The organism is Microbacterium sp. ZXT2-5 (genome assembly GCF_055329545.1).
This window is the reverse complement of the sequence record NZ_JBUZWD010000002.1, coordinates 449,466-468,321: the sequence shown is the minus strand read 5'-3', so window position 1 is coordinate 468,321 and position 18,856 is coordinate 449,466. Positions and strand designations below refer to the sequence as shown.

General features: G+C 70.9%; 16 protein-coding genes. 6 read left to right on the top strand and 10 right to left on the bottom strand.

Annotated elements, in window-relative coordinates:
• Window positions 1–154: 154 nt before the first annotated feature.
• Window positions 155–865, top strand: a complete 711-nt coding sequence (locus tag ACZBH1_RS15670) for an SPFH domain-containing protein (protein WP_463646904.1) — start codon at window positions 155–157, stop codon at window positions 863–865.
• Here the strand turns inward: ACZBH1_RS15670 and dxs are convergent.
• From dxs to dut, 5 genes are all read right to left on the bottom strand, one after another.
• Window positions 862–2,820 carry a 1-deoxy-D-xylulose-5-phosphate synthase gene (dxs, locus tag ACZBH1_RS15665; RefSeq protein ID WP_336398028.1) on the bottom strand — a complete coding sequence of 653 codons (1,959 nt, stop codon included), beginning with the start codon at window positions 2,818–2,820 and terminating at the stop codon, window positions 862–864. The genes ACZBH1_RS15670 and dxs overlap by 4 nt on opposite strands.
• Before the next feature lie 97 nt (window positions 2,821–2,917).
• Window positions 2,918–5,752 (bottom strand): aconitate hydratase AcnA, encoded by a 2,835-nt coding sequence (acnA, locus tag ACZBH1_RS15660; protein WP_336398029.1) that lies wholly within the window; start codon window positions 5,750–5,752, stop codon window positions 2,918–2,920.
• 133 nt (window positions 5,753–5,885) lie between these two features.
• The gene (locus ACZBH1_RS15655) at window positions 5,886–6,680 is read right to left on the bottom strand and encodes a DUF3159 domain-containing protein (RefSeq protein WP_463646903.1); all 795 of its coding nucleotides are present in this window, start codon (window positions 6,678–6,680) and stop codon (window positions 5,886–5,888) included.
• Window positions 6,677–7,276: a DUF3710 domain-containing protein gene (locus ACZBH1_RS15650; protein WP_336398030.1), complete on the bottom strand. Its 600-nt coding sequence runs from the start codon at window positions 7,274–7,276 to the stop codon at window positions 6,677–6,679. Before ACZBH1_RS15650 ends, ACZBH1_RS15655 begins: the two co-directional genes overlap by 4 nt.
• The gene (gene dut, locus ACZBH1_RS15645) at window positions 7,273–7,725 is read right to left on the bottom strand and encodes a dUTP diphosphatase (protein WP_336398031.1); all 453 of its coding nucleotides are present in this window, start codon (window positions 7,723–7,725) and stop codon (window positions 7,273–7,275) included. Before dut ends, ACZBH1_RS15650 begins: the two co-directional genes overlap by 4 nt.
• Window positions 7,726–7,737: 12 nt before the next feature.
• On the opposite strand from dut, the gene ACZBH1_RS15640 reads away from it, so the two are divergent.
• Window positions 7,738–8,241, top strand: coding sequence for a DUF3093 domain-containing protein (locus ACZBH1_RS15640; protein ID WP_463647063.1), 504 nt, complete (start codon window positions 7,738–7,740; stop codon window positions 8,239–8,241).
• Here ACZBH1_RS15640 and ACZBH1_RS15635 read toward each other — a convergent pair.
• A complete protein-coding gene (locus ACZBH1_RS15635; RefSeq protein ID WP_336398032.1) occupies window positions 8,216–8,509 on the bottom strand; it encodes a DUF4193 domain-containing protein in 294 nt (97 codons plus the stop codon). The two genes, ACZBH1_RS15640 and ACZBH1_RS15635, sit on opposite strands and share 26 nt — an antisense overlap.
• Before the next feature lie 212 nt (window positions 8,510–8,721).
• Here ACZBH1_RS15635 and sepH point away from each other — a divergent pair, with 212 nt between their 5' ends.
• Window positions 8,722–9,762 carry a septation protein SepH gene (gene sepH, locus ACZBH1_RS15630; protein WP_463646902.1) on the top strand — a complete coding sequence of 347 codons (1,041 nt, stop codon included), beginning with the start codon at window positions 8,722–8,724 and terminating at the stop codon, window positions 9,760–9,762.
• 36 nt (window positions 9,763–9,798) lie between these two features.
• Here sepH and ACZBH1_RS15625 read toward each other — a convergent pair whose 3' ends face one another.
• Complete coding sequence (locus ACZBH1_RS15625) at window positions 9,799–10,911, bottom strand: alkaline phosphatase family protein (RefSeq protein ID WP_463646901.1); 1,113 nt, start codon at window positions 10,909–10,911, stop codon at window positions 9,799–9,801.
• A 68-nt stretch (window positions 10,912–10,979) separates the two neighbouring features.
• Between ACZBH1_RS15625 and ACZBH1_RS15620 the strand changes: the two genes are divergently transcribed.
• Complete coding sequence (locus ACZBH1_RS15620; RefSeq protein WP_463646900.1) at window positions 10,980–13,439, top strand: DNA gyrase/topoisomerase IV subunit A; 2,460 nt, start codon at window positions 10,980–10,982, stop codon at window positions 13,437–13,439.
• Window positions 13,440–13,517: 78 nt separating this feature from the next.
• On the opposite strand, the gene ACZBH1_RS15615 is transcribed toward ACZBH1_RS15620, so the two are convergent.
• Window positions 13,518–15,602 (bottom strand): DNA gyrase/topoisomerase IV subunit B, encoded by a 2,085-nt coding sequence (locus ACZBH1_RS15615; RefSeq protein WP_336398067.1) that lies wholly within the window; start codon window positions 15,600–15,602, stop codon window positions 13,518–13,520.
• A 165-nt stretch (window positions 15,603–15,767) separates the two neighbouring features.
• Between ACZBH1_RS15615 and ACZBH1_RS15610 the strand changes: the two genes are divergently transcribed.
• On the top strand, window positions 15,768–15,992 hold the full coding sequence (locus tag ACZBH1_RS15610) for a DUF7455 domain-containing protein (RefSeq protein WP_463646899.1): 225 nt from the start codon (window positions 15,768–15,770) through the stop codon (window positions 15,990–15,992).
• A 12-nt stretch (window positions 15,993–16,004) separates the two neighbouring features.
• On the opposite strand, the gene ACZBH1_RS15605 is transcribed toward ACZBH1_RS15610, so the two are convergent.
• Window positions 16,005–17,054: an alanine racemase gene (locus ACZBH1_RS15605; protein WP_463646898.1), complete on the bottom strand. Its 1,050-nt coding sequence runs from the start codon at window positions 17,052–17,054 to the stop codon at window positions 16,005–16,007.
• Window positions 17,051–17,743 (bottom strand): alanine racemase C-terminal domain-containing protein, encoded by a 693-nt coding sequence (locus ACZBH1_RS15600; RefSeq protein ID WP_463646897.1) that lies wholly within the window; start codon window positions 17,741–17,743, stop codon window positions 17,051–17,053. The genes ACZBH1_RS15605 and ACZBH1_RS15600 overlap by 4 nt, the downstream gene beginning before the upstream one ends.
• Window positions 17,744–17,788: 45 nt before the next feature.
• Here ACZBH1_RS15600 and ACZBH1_RS15595 point away from each other — a divergent pair, with 45 nt between their 5' ends.
• Window positions 17,789–18,811, top strand: a complete 1,023-nt coding sequence (locus ACZBH1_RS15595) for a sugar-transfer associated ATP-grasp domain-containing protein (protein ID WP_463646896.1) — start codon at window positions 17,789–17,791, stop codon at window positions 18,809–18,811.
• Window positions 18,812–18,856 lie beyond the last annotated feature (45 nt).

The following is an 18,856-nucleotide window of genomic DNA, read 5'->3' as shown; positions in this document are numbered from 1 at the left end:
GGGCGACAGCGGCCGGCGCGGCGAACGACCGCACCCCCGCCGTGGAACGCCGGCGGTCATGCCGGTGAACATCTCGCGAGCAGGGGCGTCTTCGGCGATGTCCCGGGATCGACGCAGGGCATCCTTTACTCAGGGACGATCGGGAGGAGTCCGGGTGCTGGATGCGATCTCGGGGCTGTTCAGCGGCAACGCGCTCAGCGTGCTCGTCAAGACGAGCGGCGCGGCGCTGACCCTCCTCGTGGTGGTCCCGGCGCTCATGAAGCTCTTCCTGGTCACGGTGGACGAGGGCTCGGCCGCGATCCGCACGCGCAACGGCAAGCCGATCATCCGACGGGTGCGCGGGTCGGACGACGGCCGCGGCGAGGTCGTGGTGCTGCGACCGGGCACCCACGGGGCGTTCCCGATCCTGTACTGGTACCGCATGGTCGACGTCCGGGCCCGATCGACGGATCTCCCGGCGCGCTGCCTCACGGCGGCGAGCGGGCATCAGCACCTCGTCCATGCGTCGTTCGACTGGCGGCCCATCGTCTCGGGCCACGACCTGCGGGTGCTCGAACTGGACGTGCTGAACGTGAAGGAGCGGGCGGGCAACATCGTCGGCGCCGCGCTGCGCGACCTCGTGCACGAGCTGGACGGCGCGGTCCTCCCGCCGAACGACGTGCTGTCGCCGCGCATCGTGGCTGCGTGCACCGAGCTCGTGCGCAGAGAATGCGGCGTGGAGCTGCTGCGCGTGATCGTGACCGGCGATGCGCTCACCGACGGATACCTGCTGTCGCAGGCGGTCGCGCCCCTCGCGCCCGGTCCCGCACGGTCCGAGTGGGGCGCGGCGGCCGCCATGCTGGCGGACCGGCTGAGCTCCGTCTAGCGGCGCTCGTCGCGCGTGCGGGCCAGGTCCGGCAGCGTGGGGATCTCGCTGGTCTGGGCTCCGCGGGCGACGGGGATGCGCGTGCCGAGCACCTGGGCGACGACGTCCTGCGCGATCTTCGCGGGCGTGAGACCGGCGTCCTCGAGGATCTGCTCGCGGCTCGCGTGGTCGATGAACTCGTCGGGCACGCCGAGCTCGTCGACGGCCGTGTCGATTCCCGCTTCGCGCAGCACCTGCCGCACGCGCGTGCCGATGCCGCCGACACGGATGCCGTCCTCGATGGTGATGACGAGGCGGTGGGATGCCGCCAGCTCCACGATCGACGGCTGCACCGGGACGACCCACCGCGGGTCGACGACGGTGGCGCCGATCCCCTGGGCGCGAAGCCGCTCGGCCACGTCGACGGCGATGTGCGCCATCGGGCCGATGCCCACGAGGAGGACGTCGTGGGCGTCGGAGCGCACCAGCACGTCGACACCGTCCTCGAGGCGCTCGATCGCCGGCAGCTCCGGGCTGACGGCGCCCTTCGGGAAGCGGACCACGGTCGGCGCGTCGTCGACGGCGACGGCCTCGCGGAGCTCCTCGCGCAGCCGCGGCTCGTCGCGGGGCACGGCGATGCGGATGTGCGGCACGATCTGCAGCATCGCGAGGTCCCAGATGCCGTGGTGGCTGGGACCGTCGGGTCCGGTCACCCCCGCGCGGTCGAGGACGAACGTGACGCCCGCGCGGTGGAGCGCGACGTCCATCAGCACCTGGTCGAACGCGCGATTCATGAATGTCGCGTAGATCGCGACGACGGGGTGCAGCCCGCCGAAGGCGAGGCCGGCCGCCGAGGCGACGGCGTGCTGCTCGGCGATGCCGACGTCGTAGACGCGGTCGGGGAAGCGCTGCGCGAACGAGAGGAGTCCCGTGGGCCGCAGCATGGCGGCGGTCATGGCGATGATGTCCTCGCGCTCGTCGCCGACCGCGACGAGCTCGTCGGCGAAGACGTCGGTCCATGCGAGGCCGCCGGAGGAGCCCAGGGCCGCTCCCGTGAGGGGGTCGATCTTGCCCACCGCGTGGAACTGGTCGGCCTCGTCCGACAGTGCGGGCGCGTAGCCGCGGCCCTTCTCGGTGATGGCGTGGACGATGACGGGCGCGCCGTACTCCTTGGCCAGCTCGAGCGTCTCGATGAGGGTCGGCAGGTCATGGCCGTCCACCGGACCCAGGTACTTGATGTCGAGGTTCGAGTAGAGGGCGGCGTTGTTGGTGAAGCGGGACAGGAATCCGTGGGTCCCGCCCCGCACGCCGCGATAGACCGCGCGCGCGGCCGGGCCGAGCTTGCGGAACAGGTTGTCGGAGCCGCGGTGCAGCGTGCGGTACGACTCGGCGGTGCGCACGCGGTTCAGATACCGCGCCATGCCGCCGATCGTGGGGGCGTACGACCGCCCGTTGTCGTTGACGACGATCACCAGGTTCCGGTCGTTGTCGTCGGAGATGTTGTTGAGCGCCTCCCACGTCATGCCGCCGGTGAGCGATCCGTCGCCGACGACGGCGATGACGTGGCGGTCCTTGCGCCCGGTGCGCGTGAGGGCCCGGGATACGCCGTCGGCCCAGCTCAGCGAGCTGGAGGCGTGCGAGGACTCGACGACGTCGTGGAGGCTCTCCGAGCGCTGGGGGTAGCCGGCCAGGCCCCCACGTGCGCGGAGCCGCGAGAAGTCCTGGCGGCCGGTCAGCAGCTTGTGCACGTACGACTGGTGACCGGTGTCGAAGATCATCGGGTCGTTCGGCGAGTCGAACACCCTGTGCAGAGCGATGGTGAGCTCCACGACGCCGAGATTCGGGCCGAGGTGACCCCCGGTGCGGGCGACGTTCTCGACGAGGAAGCCGCGGATCTCGTCCGCGAGCTGCTCCAGCTGGTCGGTGGTCAGCGCGTCGAGGTCACGGGGTCCGGCGATGGACGACAGCAGCGACATCCCCGCTCCTTTCCGGCCCGGAAGGGCCCTGTCAGTCTACCCGCGGCATGAACGAGGGACCGGATGCCTCGGCATCCGGTCCCCCGTGAATCGGCTGTCAGACCAGCGAGCGGAGCACGTACTGCAGGATGCCCCCGTTGCGGTAGTAGTCGGCCTCGCCGGGCGTGTCGATGCGGACGACCGCGTCGAACACGACAGTCTGCTTGCCCTCGGGCGAGAACTCGCTGGGCTCGGCGGTGACGCGCACCGTCTTGGGCGTGACGCCCTCGTTGAGCTGCTCGAGGCCCTCGATCGAGACGATCTCGGTGCCGTCCAGACCGAGCGAGCGCCAGCTCTCGCCGGCCGGGAACTGCAGCGGGACCACGCCCATGCCGATGAGGTTCGAGCGGTGGATGCGCTCGAAGCTCTCGGTGATCACGGCCTTCACGCCGAGCAGGCTCGTGCCCTTGGCCGCCCAGTCGCGCGACGAGCCGGAGCCGTACTCCTTGCCGCCGAAGACGACCAGGGGCGTTCCCTGCGCCTGGTAGTTCATGCTCGCGTCGTAGATGAACGACTGCGGGCCGCCCTCCTGGGTGAAGTCGCGCGTGAAGCCGCCTTCGACGATCTGACCGTCGTTGACCGCGGCGACGAGCTCGTTCTTCAGGCGGATGTTCGCGAACGTGCCGCGGATCATGACCTCGTGGTTGCCGCGACGGGAGCCGTAGGAGTTGAAGTCCTTCTGCGCGACGCCGTGCTCGGTGAGGTACTGCGCGGCCGGCGTGCCGGCCTTGATGTTGCCCGCCGGCGAGATGTGGTCGGTGGTCACCGAGTCGCCCAGCGTCGCCATGACCCGCGCGCCGGTGATGTCGCTGACCGGGGTCAGCTCCATCGTCATGCCCTCGAAGTACGGGGGCTTGCGCACGTAGGTCGACTCGTCGTTCCACTCGAAGATCGGACCGGTCGGCGTGGGCAGGTTCTTCCACCGCTCGTCGCCCTCGAACACCGTCGCGTACTGGGTGATGAACTGCTCGCGCGAGATCGACGTGTCGATGATCTGCTGGACCTCGTCGGGCGAGGGCCAGATGTCCCTCAGGAAGACGTCGTTGCCCTCGGTGTCCTTGCCCAGCGGGTCGGTCTCGAAGTCGAAGTTCATCGAGCCCGCCAGCGCGTACGCGACCACGAGGGGCGGCGAGGCGAGGTAGTTCATCTTCACGTCGGGGCTGATGCGGCCCTCGAAGTTGCGGTTGCCCGAGAGCACCGCGGTCACCGCGAGGTCATGGTCGTTGATCGCGGCGGAGACCTCCTCGATGAGGGGACCCGAGTTGCCGATGCAGATGGTGCAGCCGTAGCCGACGGTGAAGAAGTCCAGGCCCTCGAGCGCCTTGTCCAGGCCGGACTTCTCGTAGTAGTCGGTGACGACCTTGGAACCCGGGCCGAGCGTGGTCTTCACCCAGGGCTTGCGCTTGAGGCCCTTGTCGACCGCCTTCTTGGCCAGCAGACCGGCCGCGATCATGACCGACGGGTTGGAGGTGTTGGTGCACGACGTGATGGCGGCCAGCGTGACGGCGCCGTTGTCGAGGATGTACGCCTCGCCGTCGGGCGTGGTGACCTTGACCGGCTTGGACGCCGTCGCCGGGGCGCCGCTGTTGATGTGCACCGGACGCGTGGTGGGCTCCTCCTCGCCGGGGACCTGGCCCGGGTCGGAAGCGGGGAAGGAGTGCTTGGACTCGAGGTCGACGATGTCGTCGGAGGTGGAGGCCGTGGCGTAGCTGACGATGTCCTTCTCGAACTGCGCCTTCGCCTCGGACAGCAGGATGCGGTCCTGCGGGCGCTTGGGGCCTGCGATCGAGGGGACGACGGTCCCGAGGTCCAGCTCCATGTACTCGCTGAAGGCCGGCTCCCGCGTCGGGTCGTGCCAGAGCGACTGCTCCTTGGCATACGCCTCGACCAGCGCGACGGCGTCCTCGTCGCGCCCGGTGAGGCGGAGGTACTCGAGCGTGACGTCGTCGATGGGGAACATCGCGGCGGTCGAGCCGAACTCCGGGCTCATGTTGCCGATGGTGGCGCGGTTCGCCAGCGGCACCGAGGCGACCCCCTCGCCGTAGAACTCGACGAACTTGCCGACCACGCCGTGCTTGCGCAGCATGTCGGTGATGGTCAGCACGACGTCGGTCGCGGTGACGCCGGCGGGGATCTCGCCGGTCAGCTTGAAGCCGACGACGCGCGGTATCAGCATCGAGACGGGCTGGCCGAGCATGGCGGCCTCGGCCTCGATGCCGCCGACGCCCCAGCCCAGCACGCCCAGGCCGTTGACCATGGTGGTGTGCGAGTCGGTTCCGACGCAGGTGTCGGGGTAGGCGCGCAGGACCCCGTCGACCTGGCGGTCGTAGATCACCTTCGCGAGGTGCTCGATGTTCACCTGGTGCACGATGCCGGTGCCGGGCGGGACCACCTTGAAGTCGTCGAACGCCGTCTGCCCCCAGCGGAGGAACTGGTACCGCTCGCCGTTGCGCTCGTACTCGATCTCGACGTTGCGCTCGAGGGCGTTCTCGGTGCCGAACAGGTCGGCGATCACGGAGTGGTCGATGACCATCTCGGCGGGCGACAGCGGGTTGATGCGGTTCGGGTCGCCGCCGAGGGCGGTCACGGCCTCGCGCATCGTGGCGAGGTCGACGATGCAGGGCACGCCGGTGAAGTCCTGCATCACGACGCGGGCCGGCGTGAACTGGATCTCGGTGTCGGGCTCGGCGTCGGGGTTCCACGAGCCGAGGGCCTTGATCTGCTCCTTCGTCACGTTCGCGCCGTCCTCGGTGCGCAGCAGGTTCTCCAGCAGCACCTTGAGGCTGAACGGGAGCTTCTCGTAGCCGTCGACGGTGTCGATGCGGAAGATCTCGTAGTCGGTGCTGCCGACCGTCAGGGTGCTCTTCGCACCGAAGCTGTCAACCGTGGACACGTCTGTCTCCTTCGTCGGCGGCGGGATCGGGCCGGAGTCCGGCATCCCCATCTTCCCCCGCACCGGAGCCCTCGGCTAGTGAGGTCTCCCTTATCGTGCGGCGGGAAAGTATCTTGATGTCAAGATAAATGTATCACTTCGGCGAGGACGGGTAGAGCGCACGCACGGCGAGCCACGTCACGGCGACGAGAGGCGCGAACAGCGGCAGGCCCATGATGAGCTTGAGCGTGCCGAGGGCGGCCACGTCACCGGCGAGGTACAGCGGCACCTGGACGATGAGGCGCAGTGCGAACAGCGCGGCCCAGGCGATCGAGAGCCAGAAGAACACGCGCCGCTTGCGCCGGTCGGCGCGCCACGCGGTGCCCTCCCCCATCAGGAATCCGACGGCGAGGCCGATGAGCGGCCATCCGACGAACGCCGAGACGAGGAACGCGGTGCCGTACAGCGTGTTGGTGAGGAAGCCCGGGATGAAGCTGTCCTCTCCCCGTCCGGTCCACAGGGACAGTCCCGCTGCGGCGGCTGCGGCGATCAGACCGCCGATCGCCGCGCTCGCGGACTGGCGCTGGATCAGGCGCACGACGGTGAAGACCGCGGCGAGGCCGACCGACAGCCCGAGGCTCAGCGGAAGGTTCCCCGAGCGCACGTCCGGATCGGAGTCGTACGTCGCGGTCCAGGCGACGAGGAACACCACGCCGGGGAGCACGGACTCGAGGATGCCGCGCCAGCCGCCCATGGCGGCCCACACGACGTGGCCCGTGCTCTTCCCCTCGGCGGGATCGAGTCCGGCGCGGCGCGCGGCGCCGCCCAGGGCGGCGCCGAGCACGTCGGATGCCGAGGGCGCGGCATCGGTCTGCTCGCCGGCGTCGCCCGCCGTGCCGCCGGGAGCGGGACGGCCGGCGTCGTCGTCGAACCGCGGGGCGTCGCTCACGCCGTGCCCGGCGTCGCCGGCATCCGCAGCGGGATGAGGTCGCGCGGGGGCATCGGCGATCCGCCGCGCACCACCACGATGGAGCGGAAGAGGTCCTCGACGGCAGCGGCCGCCTCGACGTCGGCGGTGGCCGCCCCGCCGATCACGCCGCGCAGGAACCAGCGCGGTCCGTCGACGCCCACGAAGCGCGCGAGGCGCTTGCCGGCGGTGCCGTCCGGGCCTGCCACGACCGGCACCTCGGCCAGCAGCTCGGGCCCGAGCGGGCCCTCGCGCTCCTCGACGCGGCCGCCCTGCTGGCGGATCTGCTGGCGGATCTGCTCGCGCGTCTCCTCCCAGAGGCCCGCCGAGCGCGGGGCGGCGAAGGGCTGCACCTGGAGTGTCGAGCCGGCGTAGTCCAGCCCGACGGCGACGATGCGCTTGGTCTGCTCCTCGACCTCGAGGCGCAGGTTCAGGCCCTCGCGCGGGAGGATCTTGATCCCGCCGAGGTCGATGTACGGCCGCACGGGATTCGCCTCGGACTCGTCGAAGGGCCCCGTCTCGGCGCGGTCCTCGGGCGCGACCTTGCGCGGCCCGTCGGCGGATGAGGGATCGGTCATGCCAGGACTCCGTCCTTCTGATAGCCGGTGGAGCCGAAGCCGCCCTCGCCGCGCACGCTGTCGGGCAGGGTCTCCACGCGGATGAACACGGCGCGGGGCACCGGCATCACGATCAGCTGCGCGATGCGGTCGCCGACGGCGATGTCGTGGGCCTGCTCGCGGTCGGTGTTGAGCAGGATGACCTTGATCTCGCCGCGGTAGCCGGCGTCGATGGTGCCGGGGGCGTTGACGACCGTGATGCCGTGCTTCGCGGCCAGACCGCTGCGGGGCACCACGAACGCGACGTAGCCCTCCGGGAGCGCGATGCGCACGCCGGTCCCGACGAGGGCGCGCCCACCGGGCTCCAGGCGCACCGCCTCGGCCGCCACGAGGTCGGCGCCCGCGTCGCCCGGGTGGGCGTACGCCGGGACGTCGGGGGCGATAATGGGGACGTCCACCGTTTCAGTCACCCCATGAGGCTAATGCAGAACTCAACGCGTCATGCCGGAGCCGCGGGCCCTCGGACCGACGGCTATCGCGAGCGGCTGGGTCCCTCGCTGTGGATCCTGGTAGCGGCGGCGCTGGCCGCTCCGATGGTGGCGCTCGTGCTCACTCCCGTCGACACCACGGTCGCGCTCGTCATCGGGGTGGCGGTGGGGGTGCTCCTCGTCGGCGTGCTGATCGCGGCAGCGCCGGTCGTCGAGATCCGGGACGGCGAGCTGCGGGCGGGGCGCGCCCACATCGGAGTGGAGTTCCTCGGAGACCCGGCGATGCACACGGGCGACGATGCGCGTCACGCGCGCGGGGCGGGTCTGGATCCGCGGTCGTGGCATCTCATCCGCGGGGGCATCGACGGGGTCGTGGTGATCCCCGTGACCGATCCCGACGACCCGACGACCGCGTGGGTGATCTCCTCGCGGACGCCGGATCGGCTGGCCGCCGCGGTGCGGCGGGCTCAGATCAGGCCGCGCACTCCGAGCAGATAGGCCCGTGCGCGGTGTCGTGATCGAGCTGCGAGCGGTGCTTGACGAGGAAGCAGTTCGAACAGGTGAACTCGTCTTCCTGGGGCGGGAGAACGACGACGTCGAGCTCGAGGTCCGACAGGTCGGCACCGGGCAGCTCGAAGCCCGACGGGTTGTCGGCGTCCTCCACGTCGACCGAACCCGAGAGCTTGTCGGGAACGCGCTCCTTGAGCGCTTCGATCGACTCGCTGTCGTCCTCGGTCTTGCGGGGGGCGTCGTAATCGGTGGCCATGCGTGAAGGTCTCTACTTCCGGGGTATCGCGGGTTGCGCTGGCCCTTGCGGGCGGCGATAGTTTGCACGACCGGTCCTCATTTCGCAAATGCGATCCGGCCGCTCTCGGGGGTGCTGCCGCGTGAAACTCGCGGCGCGCGCCGGATATTCCCGGCGCGCGCAGTCCGCTGTGTCAGCATGGGCGGACAGGCAGGATCGGAGGGGCGTTTCGCATGGAACAGCTCAAGGTGATCGGAACCGAGGACGACAAGCTCGTTCTGGCGACCGAGTCCGGCGAGAGATTCTCGCTCGACGTCGACGACGTGCTGCGTGTGGAGCTGCGCAAGGCGCGCAAGGAGCGCGACACCGACGCGCAGACTCCTCGGCCGAGCCCGCGCGAGATACAGTCGCACATCCGCTCGGGGCTTTCCGCGCGCGAGGTGGCCGAACTGCTGGGCGCCCGCGTCGAGGACGTCGTCCGCTTCGAGGGTCCCGTGCTCGCCGAGCGCGAGCACGTCGTCGGCCAGGCGCTGGCCGTCCCGGTGCTGCTGGGCGGCGACCTCGAGGGCGACGGCCAGACCACCTTCGGGTCGGCGGTGCGCGGTAAGCTCGCGGAGGCCGGAGCCGTCGGAGAGCGGTGGACCAGCTGGAAGGAGCCGACCGGCTGGATCGTCAAGCTCGAGTTCACCTCGAACGACATCGGCCACGACGCCCGCTGGGGATTCGATCCGCGCCGCTCCACGCTGTCGCCGCTGAACTCCGACGCGATCCAGCTCTCGCGTCAGGGATCGCTGCCGGAAGGCCTGATCCCCCGTCTGCGGGCGCTCGAGACCGCCCCCGCCAAGGACGACTCCCGGTTCGACAGCGGCGCGTTCGGCCCGCGCCGGCTTCCCGACGCCGACCTCGAGTCGCCGGACCTGCCGGCGCCGGCAGCGGCGGCCGTGCAGCAGGCGGCGATCAAGCGCGCGAGCGAGCCTCCCGTGACGACCTCGGCCGAGACAGCCGACCTGCTCGAGGCGCTGCGTCGCAGGCGGGGCCAGCGCGAACCGCTGCCAGGGGTCGAGGAGGTCGCTGCGTCGCCCCGCAGCACCGCGCCGGTCGCCCTGTTCGACGCGCTCGAGCCGGGCTACGAGGAGACGGCCGGCGACGACGAGCCGCCGGCGTCCGACTACCAGCCTCCCTCCCCCGCCGTGGCCGAGGCGGGTCGCCGCAAGGGCCGCACGTCGATGCCCTCGTGGGACGAGATCGTCTTCGGCGCCCGCTCCGACGACTGACCGGGACCACGCGGACGCTGCCGTCAGGTCTGCGGATCAGGCGAACGCACCGAGCCGGATGAGCGGGACGACCCGTTCTTCGTCGGTCAACGATCCGTGCTGACCGACCATCTTCTGCGGCGCCTTGTCGGCCAGCCGGTCGTCGTAGTAGGCGATGCCCGAGCGGGCGGCGACCACGACGTCGCCGATCCTCTCGCGGACCTCCGGTGCCACGTCACCCATCAGGCCGGACGCCTCCAGCTCGGTGCGCGAGACGACCCACGAGCGGGATGCCTCGGCCTCGCGCCACCGGTCGAGCACGGCGTCCGCCTGCCCGGGCTCGGCGTACAGGTGGAGCATGCGCGGCTCGCCGCCGATCAGGCGCACCCCCTCCAGCAGCGGACCCTCCTCGAGCAGGACGTGCCGGTGGCGCGGCACGTCGATCATTCCGTGGTCGGAGGTCACCACGACGCCCGTGCCGCGGTCGACCGCGGCGGCGAGCGTGCGCGCGGCGGCATCCACGTGCTCCAGCACCGCGATCCACTCGTCGGACTCCCAGCCGCGCTTGTGTCCGACGGCGTCGAGATCCGGCGCGTACAGGTAGACGAGGGAGCCCGGATGCCCCGCCGCGAGGTCGGCGGCGATCCGCACGCGGTCTTCCAGGTCGTCGGCGGCGTGGAACTCGGCGTCGCCGAGCGTGGCGACGGTGAAACCGGTGCTCTGGTACTCCTCGCGCGAGACGGCGAAGAAGGGGCGGCCGAGCGTCGCCGAAAGCGGCGTCGCGCGCTGGAACGAGAGCGGCAGATCGTCGGTGTCCCAGCCGCGCAGTTGATTCACGACGTCATCGGTGCCGGGCACGCGGGCGCGGTAGCCGACGATGCCGTGCTCCCCCGGCTGCGCGCCGGTGAGCAGGCTCGTGAGGGCGGCGGCGGTCGTCGAGGGGAAGACCGTTCGTGCGACATCCCGCTTCGATCGGGCCTCGGCGAGGAAGCGGGCATGCCCCGCGCGGGCGGAGAGGCTGTGCGCGCCGAGCCCGTCGAGCACCCACACGATCGCGCTCCGGGCGGGCGCGAACCATTCGGAGTCGCCCGTCAGAGCCGCCGACATCTCGGGAACGACACGGGTGAGGCTCCGGGCGCGGGGCGGGTCCGCGGGTAGGCTGAAGGACATCGGGGCCAGTCTCGCACACTGCGATCTCCCCACCTCGCTCCCGCCGTCACCCGAGGCCTCATCGTCACATGCCCGCTTCCCGCACCGATCCCGCAGCCGCCGATCACGGACGCATCGAGGACGTCGACGTCTCGTCCGAGATGCAGACGTCGTTCCTCGAGTACGCGTACTCGGTCATCTATTCGCGCGCGCTGCCGGACGCCCGCGACGGGCTGAAGCCGGTGCAGCGGCGCATCCTCTTCCAGATGGCCGACATGGGCCTGCGTCCCGACCGCGGGCACGTCAAGAGCGCCCGTGTCGTGGGCGAGGTGATGGGAAAGCTGCACCCGCACGGCGATGCGCCCATCTACGACGCCCTCGTGCGTCTGGCCCAGCCGTTCTCGCTGCGCGTGCCGCTCGTGGACGGGCACGGCAACTTCGGCTCGCTCGATGACGGCCCCGCGGCCCCGCGCTACACCGAGGCGCGTCTCGCGCCACCCGCCCTGGCGCTCACCGAGAACCTCGACGAGGACGTCGTCGACTTCATCCCGAACTACGACGGGCAGTTCCAGCAGCCCGAGGTGCTGCCGGCGGCGTTCCCGAACCTGCTCGTCAACGGCACCACCGGCATCGCCGTCGGCATGGCGACCAACATGGCGCCGCACAACCTCATCGAGGTGGTCGGCGCCGCGACCCACCTGCTCGACAACCCCGACGCCACGGTGGACGAGCTCATGGAGTTCGTGCCCGGGCCCGACCTCCCCGGCGGCGGCATCATCGTCGGTCTCGACGGGATCAAGGACGCCTACACGAACGGCCGCGGCAGCTTCCGCACCCGCGCGAAGGTCTCCATCGAGTCGCTCGGGCCGCGCCGCACTGGCCTCGTCGTCACCGAGCTGCCGTATCTCGTGGGTCCCGAGCGCGTGATCGAGAAGATCAAGGACGCGGTCAACGCCAAGAAGCTCCAGGGCATCTCGGACGTCACCGACCTGACCGACCGCCACAAGGGCCTGCGCCTCGTCATCGGCATCAAGACCGGGTTCGACCCGCAGGCCGTCCTCGAGCACCTCTACCGGCTGACCCCGCTCGAGGACTCGTTCGGCATCAACAACGTCGCACTCGTCGAGGGCCAGCCGCAGACGCTCGGCCTCCGCGAGCTGCTGCGCGTGTACCTCGATCACCGCATCAGCGTGGTGACCCGGCGCAGCCGCTACCGCCTGGCCCGTCGCAACGAGCGCCTGCACCTGGTCGAGGGTCTGCTCATCGCCATCCTCGACATCGACGAGGTCATCCAGGTCATCCGCACCTCCGACGACGGCGAGCAGGCGCGCGGGCGCCTGATGAACGTCTTCGACCTCTCCGAGCCGCAGGCGGAGTACATCCTCGAGCTCCGGCTTCGGCGGCTGACGAAGTTCTCGCGCATCGAGCTGGAGACGGAGCGTGACAATCTCAAGCGCGAGATCGCCGAGCTCGAGGAGCTCCTCGGCAGCGACGTCCTGCTGCGCGCGCAGGTGGCCAAGGAGCTGGATGCCGCCGCCGAGGCGTTCGGCACCCCCCGCCGCACGCTCCTCCTCAACGGCGGCCCCGTGCAGCCCCGATCGCGTGCGGCCGCGGTCCCCGCCGATCTGCAGATCGCCGACGCGCCGTGCCGTGTGTTCCTGTCGGCGACCGGCCGCATGGTGCGCGCCGAGCTCGTCGCCGACGCCCCCGGCGGCGGCATCGTCCCGCCTGCCCGCCGGTCCAAGCACGACGCGGTCCGATCCGCGGTCGATACGACCACCCGCGGTGACCTCGGCGCGGTGACGAGCCTCGGCAGACTGATCCGCTTCTCCCCCGTCGATCTCCCCTCCGTGCCCGGCAACTCGGTGCAGCTCGCGGCGGGGACCCGCGGCGACCAGTACCTCGGCCTCAGCGGCGGCGAGCACGTCGTCGCCATCGTTCCGCTGGCAAGCACCCCGCCGATCGCGCTCGGCACCGCGCAGGGCGTCGTCAAGCGCGTCGCGGCCGGCGAGCTCGGCACCAAGCACGACATCGAGATCATCTCCCTCAAGGACGGCGACCGCGTGGTCGGCGCCGCACCGGCCTCCGACGGTGCCGAGCTCGTGTTCGTCGCCAGCGACGCCCAGCTGCTGCGCTTCGACGCCTCCTCGGTGCGCCCGCAGGGCCGGTCGGCCGGGGGCATGGCGGGCATGCGCCTCGCTGACGGCGCCCAGGTCGTCGCTTTCGACGTCGTCGGACCGTCCGAGTTCGACGCCGTGGTGGTCACGGTCGCCGGATCGACCACGGCGATCGCCGGCACCGACGCCGGGAGCGCCAAGGTGTCGCTGTTCAGCGAGTTCCCCGCGAAGGGACGTGCGACCGGCGGAGTGCGGGCTCAGCGGTTCCTCAGGGGCGAAGACGCGATCACGATCGCCTGGGTCGGCACCGATCCGCGCGCGATCGGGCCGGACGGCGCCGTTCGCGCGCTCCCGGCATCGGGGGCCAAGCGCGATGCCTCGGGCACGACGCTGGACGGTGTCATCGGGGCGATCGGCACCGGCGTCCGCTGACCGGGGCGGGTCGGCGGTGGGAGGTCTCGATACGCGTGCTCGTTCCTCGCGCGCTACCCGACCTTGATCCGACTCGCGTCACGCATCGATGCGCTCGCGCGCGAGCCGGTCGCTCGAGTCGATGATGAACTCCTTGCGGGGAGCGACGTCGTTGCCCATCAGCAGCTCGAAGACGGATGCCGCGGACTCGGCGTCCTCCATCCGCACCCGACGCAGCGTGCGGCCGGCGCGATCCATCGTCGTGGTCGCGAGCTGATCCGCGTCCATCTCGCCGAGCCCCTTGTAGCGCTGCACCGGCTCCTGCCAGCGCTTGCCCGCCTTCGTGAGCTTGGTGAGCAGCCCGTGCAGCTCCGCCTCGGAGTAGGTGTAGATGGTGTCGTTGGGCTTGGAGCCCGGGTTCATGACCACCACGCGGTGAAGCGGCGGCACGGCGGCGAACACGCGGCCCTCTTCGATGAGGGGGCGCATGTATCGGAAGAACAGCGTGAGCAGCAGCGTGCGGATATGCGCGCCGTCGACGTCGGCGTCGCTCATCAGGATGATCTTGCCGTAGCGTGCGGCGTCCAGTTCGAACGAGCGGCCCGACCCGGCGCCGATCACCTGGATGATCGCGGCGCACTCGGCGTTGGACAGCATGTCGCTGACCGACGCCTTCTGCACGTTGAGGATCTTGCCTCGGATCGGCAGCAGCGCCTGGTACTCGCTGTTGCGGGCGAGCTTGGCGGTGCCCAGCGCAGAGTCGCCCTCGACGATGAACAGCTCGGACTCGCCCACGTCGTTCGAACGGCAGTCGGCGAGCTTCGCAGGGAGGGAGGACGACTCGAGGGCGTTCTTGCGGCGCTGGGTCTCTTTGTGCGTGCGCGCGGAGATGCGGGCTTTCATCTCGGAGACGACCTTGTCCAGCAGCAGCGAGGTCTGGGCCTTGTCATCGCGCTTGGACGAGGAGAATCGGGCCGTGAGCTCCCGCGTGACGACGTTGGCGACGATCTGGCGGGCGGCCGGGGTGCCCAGGACCTCCTTGGTCTGTCCCTCGAACTGAGGCTCGGGGAGGCGGACGGTGAGGACGGCGGTGAGACCGGCGAGGATGTCGTCCTTCTCGAGCTTGTCGTTCCCGACCTTCAGCCGTCGCGCGTTCTGCGTGACCTGATCGCGCAGCACCTTCATCAGACCCTGCTCGAATCCCTGCTGGTGCGTGCCGCCCTTCGGGGTGGCGATGATGTTGACGAACGACCGGGACACCGTCTCGTAGCCGGTCCCCCAGCGCACGGCGATGTCGACCTGGCACTCCCGCTCGACCTCGGTGGGGACCATGGCGCCGGATGCCTGCAGCACCGGCACGGTCTCGGTGAAGGTGCCGGAGCCGGTGAGGCGCCACGTGTCGGTCACGCCGGCGTCGGGTGCAAGGAAGTCGGCGAACTCGGAGATGCCGCCGTCGAAGCGGTAGCTCGTCTCGACAGGCTCGCCGGTCTCGGTGCCGGGACGCTCGTCGCGGATGACGATCTCGAGACCGGGGACGAGGAACGCCGTCTGCCGGGCGCGCTGCTCGAGCTCCTGCAGGTTGAACGCCGCGTCCTTCGTGAAGATCTGGCGGTCGGCCCAGTACCGGATGCGCGTGCCCGTGACGCCCTTGGCCGCGCGGCCCACGACGCGCAGCTCGCTGCGCTCCTCAAACGGCGTGAAGGCGGAGTCCGGACTGCCGTTGGAGAAGATCCCGGGCTCGCCGCGGTGGAACGACATCGCCCACGTCTTGCCGCCGCGATCGACCTCGACGTCGAGCCGCTCCGAGAGCGCGTTGACGACGGATGCCCCGACGCCGTGGAGGCCGCCGGACGCGGCGTACGACCCTCCGCCGAACTTGCCGCCGGCGTGGAGCTTGGTGAAGACGACCTCGACGCCGGAGAGGCCCGTGCGGGGCTCGATGTCGACCGGGATGCCGCGCGCGCGGTCGCGCACCTCCACGCTGCCGTCGGCGTGGAGCACGATGTCGATGCGGGAGCCGTGCCCCGCGAGCGCCTCGTCGACGGAGTTGTCGATGATCTCCCAGAGGCAGTGCATGAGGCCGCGGGCGTCGGTCGAGCCGATGTACATGCCGGGGCGCTTCCGGACCGCCTCCAGCCCCTCGAGCACCTGCAGATGATGGGCGGAGTACTCGGAGGTCACAATCTCCCATGGTAATCGGGGCTCCCGACACGTCCGCGTAGACACGCACCATGGGGTCGGACGCGTACGCGCTCAGCGAAATGTGGTCGGTTCCGGGCATTCTCAGACGTGCGCGTGGTTGTATTTCATGACCGCTACGGAGTTCTACGCATACGAGGAGGCACCGAGATGACCACGCTTTCGACACCCACCGAGAATGGCGCCGTCCTCGAGCACCGCCTCACGGCGGTGGACCGCTGCGACTCCTGCGGCGCCCAGGCGTACATCGCCGCCGAGGTCAACGGCAGCGAGCTGCTGTTCTGCGCGCACCACGGCCGCAAGTACGAAGAGAAGCTTCGCGCGATCGCCACGGCTTGGCACGACGAGACCGCGCGGCTGTCCGACGCCGACTGACGGCGACGGGCTTCACTCCACCGCGTACGAACGCGGGACCAGCGGTGAGACGCGCACGGCGATCTCCTCGCCGATCGTGCCGATGAGCTCGGCGAGGTCGGTCGCGCTCGCCTCGCCGTCCGCGCCGGCCCCGTACACGATCACGCGGTCTCCGGCGGCCGCTCCGGGCCACGCAGCGATCAGCGAGTCCATCTCCCCCACGGACAGGAGCAGCCGGGTCCCCGCCGGTGTGGCCACGCTCGCCCGCCCTTCCAGGCGCGACGGGAGCCCGTGCAGCGCGCCCACGTCGACGCGTACCCCGTCCGCTCCGACGCCGAGCACCTCAGCCTCCAGCCGGGCGATGGGCACGAGTCCGAGCTGGCCCGCGGACGGACCTCCGGCCGAGCGGATGCCGTAGCAGAAGGCGCCCACGCGAACCATGTCGTACCGGAACTCCGGGCGCGCGAACGAGGCCGCACTGGCGGCGAGATGCCTGACGACGGGGCGGAGCCCCGCGTCGTGCGCCTGTTGCAGCCCGCGCTCGAACAGGGCGCGCGCGTCGTCGTCCTCGTCGTCCGACGCCTCGGCGATGTGGCTCCAGATGCCCACGACGTCCAGCGCGCCTTCCGCCTCCAGCGCGGCCGCCCGGGAGACGAAGCGGGGCCACGCCTCGGGGCGCACGCCGTTGCGGTGCAGACCCGTGTCGAGCTTCAGGTGCACGCGCAGCGGCCGCCCGACACGCCAGGCCGCGGCCGCCGCGTCCTCGAGCAGGTCGGCGTCTCCCACCCCGAGGTCGATGCCCGCCTCGGCGGCGGCGCGGAGATCCGCGTGCGCGGCCGCGATCCAGGCGAAGATGCGGACGTCGTGGCCGAGCTCCCCGCGCACCGCCCGGGCCGTGCCGATGTCGAACGCGCCGAACCAGCGGACGCCGGCGCCCGCCGCGGCCCGCACGACGGGACCCAGACCGTGTCCGTACGCGTCGTCCTTGACGACGAGGATCAGCTCGGCCGGAGCGACGGTCTCGCGCACCCTCGTGATGTTGGCGACGAGGGCGGTCAGGTCCACGTGCAGCGTCGCGGTCACGGAAGCTCCTCGCGGAGTGCGCGGAGCCCGACCGTCGTGATCAGCTCCGAGGAGCGCAGCCCGGTCGCGCGCACCCAGTCGGCAAGCGACGGCTCTCCTGCGCCGGGGTCGCCGAGGAAGAGCGCTTCGTCGCCGCGTCGGACCGCGGCATCCGCGACGTCCACGACGCAGACGTCCATCGCGACGCGTCCGACGATCGGATGCCGCTCCCCCGCGATGCTCACGTCCACGGCCCCGCCGAGCCCGCGGACGACGCCCTGCGCGTACCCGCCCGTGACGAGCGCGATCCGCGTGTCGGCGGGTGCGCGGAAGGCGTACCCGTACGAGACCCCCTCGCCGGCGCGGAGGTCCTTGACCGACAGCACCGTGCCCGACAGGCGCAGGGCCGGTGTCGTGCCGGCATCGCCGCCGGGGAGGCCGAACAGGGTCTCGGGAGCGAGCACGTCGTCGGCGTCGGCGGGCGTGCCGTCGGCGGCGGAAGCGAACTGCGCGGCGTCGAGGACCTGCTGCACGAGCACGGCGCCGTGCCCCCAGGCGTCCGCCTGCAGCACAGCGGTTCCGTAGCGACGGATGCCGCGCTCCCGCGCGGTGCGCGCGTTGGCCGCCAGCGCCGCGCGCGAGACGCGGGCGACCGGAGCGCTGCGTGGATCGGATCCCGTCGCGGCATGCCCAGGGATCGACGAACTCACGCCTCTAGACTAACGGGGTCCCCCGAACCCGACCCCGGAGCACGCATGCCTTCTCAGGGCCTCGGCCTCGCGCCCCGCCTTCGCTATCTCGCCGCCCGCGCCCGCCGCATCGATGTGGGCTCGGTGCTCGAACGCGCGAAGGAGACCTCGCACGCACACGGCAAGTGGACCCCCGCGGTGCTCGCCGACATGCTGTGGTCCGCCGGCTTCCGGCAGGTGGGCTTCCAGGACTACGTCGACTACGACTTCGCGATCCTCAGCCGCGCCGAGCGCGCCACCTACATGACCCATCCGGTGTCGAACGAGCTGTCGCAGAAGTACGACCACCCCGACTACCGCCACCTCTTCCACGACAAGGTGGCCTTCGACCGCACGTTCAGCGAGTTCCTGCGGCGCGACTGGATGATCGTCGAGGAGCGCAACGCCGACGCCGTGCGCGCCTTCGCGGAGAAGCACGGGACGATCGTCACGAAGGAGCCCGTGGGCCAGGCCGGGACGGGCGTGCACCGCTACCACGCGAGCGAGGTGTCGGATTGGGACGAGTTCCACCGCGGTCTCCTCGCGCGCGGCGAGCTCCTCATCGAGGAGGTCATCCGCCAGCACGCCGACCTCGCGGCCGTCTGCCCGGGGACGGTGAACACGACCAGGGTGACCGCCTTCTTCGACGGCGAGGAGACGCACATCCTGGCGATGGCCCAGAAGTTCGGGCGCGGCGAGGTGAGCGACCAGATGACCTTCGGCGGCTTCTACACGATGCTCGACGACGACGGCCGCGCCGTCGGCCCCGGCTACGACTCGCACGGGCACGTGCACGTCGCGCACCCCGACAGCGGTTTCGTGATCGCCGACTTCCAGCTGCCCATGGTCGACGAGGTCAAGGCGTTCGTCGACCAGGTGGCGCGCGTGGTGCCGCAGATCCAGTACGTGGGCTGGGACATCGTCGTCACGCCCGACGGGCCCGTGCTCGTCGAGGGCAACTGGGGTGCCGGCGTGTACGAGAACAAGCCGAGCGTCACCGGCATCCGCACCGGCCACAAGCCGCGCTATCGGAAGGCCATCGGGTTCTGAGGAGGACCTGAAGACGTCGAAGGCGCGGCATCCGAGCGGATGCCG

Bases quoted from the DNA above. Each gene is read 5' to 3' on its own strand.
- dxs (WP_336398028.1), bottom strand. From the start codon at position 2,820: ATGTCGCTGCTGTCGTCCATCGCCGGACCCCGTGACCTCGACGCGCTG.
- ACZBH1_RS15650 (WP_336398030.1), bottom strand. From the start codon at position 7,276: ATGACCGATCCCTCATCCGCCGACGGGCCGCGCAAGGTCGCGCCCGAG.
- ACZBH1_RS15640 (WP_463647063.1), top strand. From the start codon at position 7,738: ATGCAGAACTCAACGCGTCATGCCGGAGCCGCGGGCCCTCGGACCGAC.
- ACZBH1_RS15635 (WP_336398032.1), bottom strand. From the start codon at position 8,509: ATGGCCACCGATTACGACGCCCCCCGCAAGACCGAGGACGACAGCGAG.
- sepH (WP_463646902.1), top strand. From the start codon at position 8,722: ATGGAACAGCTCAAGGTGATCGGAACCGAGGACGACAAGCTCGTTCTG.
- ACZBH1_RS15625 (WP_463646901.1), bottom strand. From the start codon at position 10,911: ATGTCCTTCAGCCTACCCGCGGACCCGCCCCGCGCCCGGAGCCTCACC.
- ACZBH1_RS15620 (WP_463646900.1), top strand. From the start codon at position 10,980: ATGCCCGCTTCCCGCACCGATCCCGCAGCCGCCGATCACGGACGCATC.
- ACZBH1_RS15610 (WP_463646899.1), top strand. From the start codon at position 15,768: ATGACCACGCTTTCGACACCCACCGAGAATGGCGCCGTCCTCGAGCAC.
- ACZBH1_RS15595 (WP_463646896.1), top strand. From the start codon at position 17,789: ATGCCTTCTCAGGGCCTCGGCCTCGCGCCCCGCCTTCGCTATCTCGCC.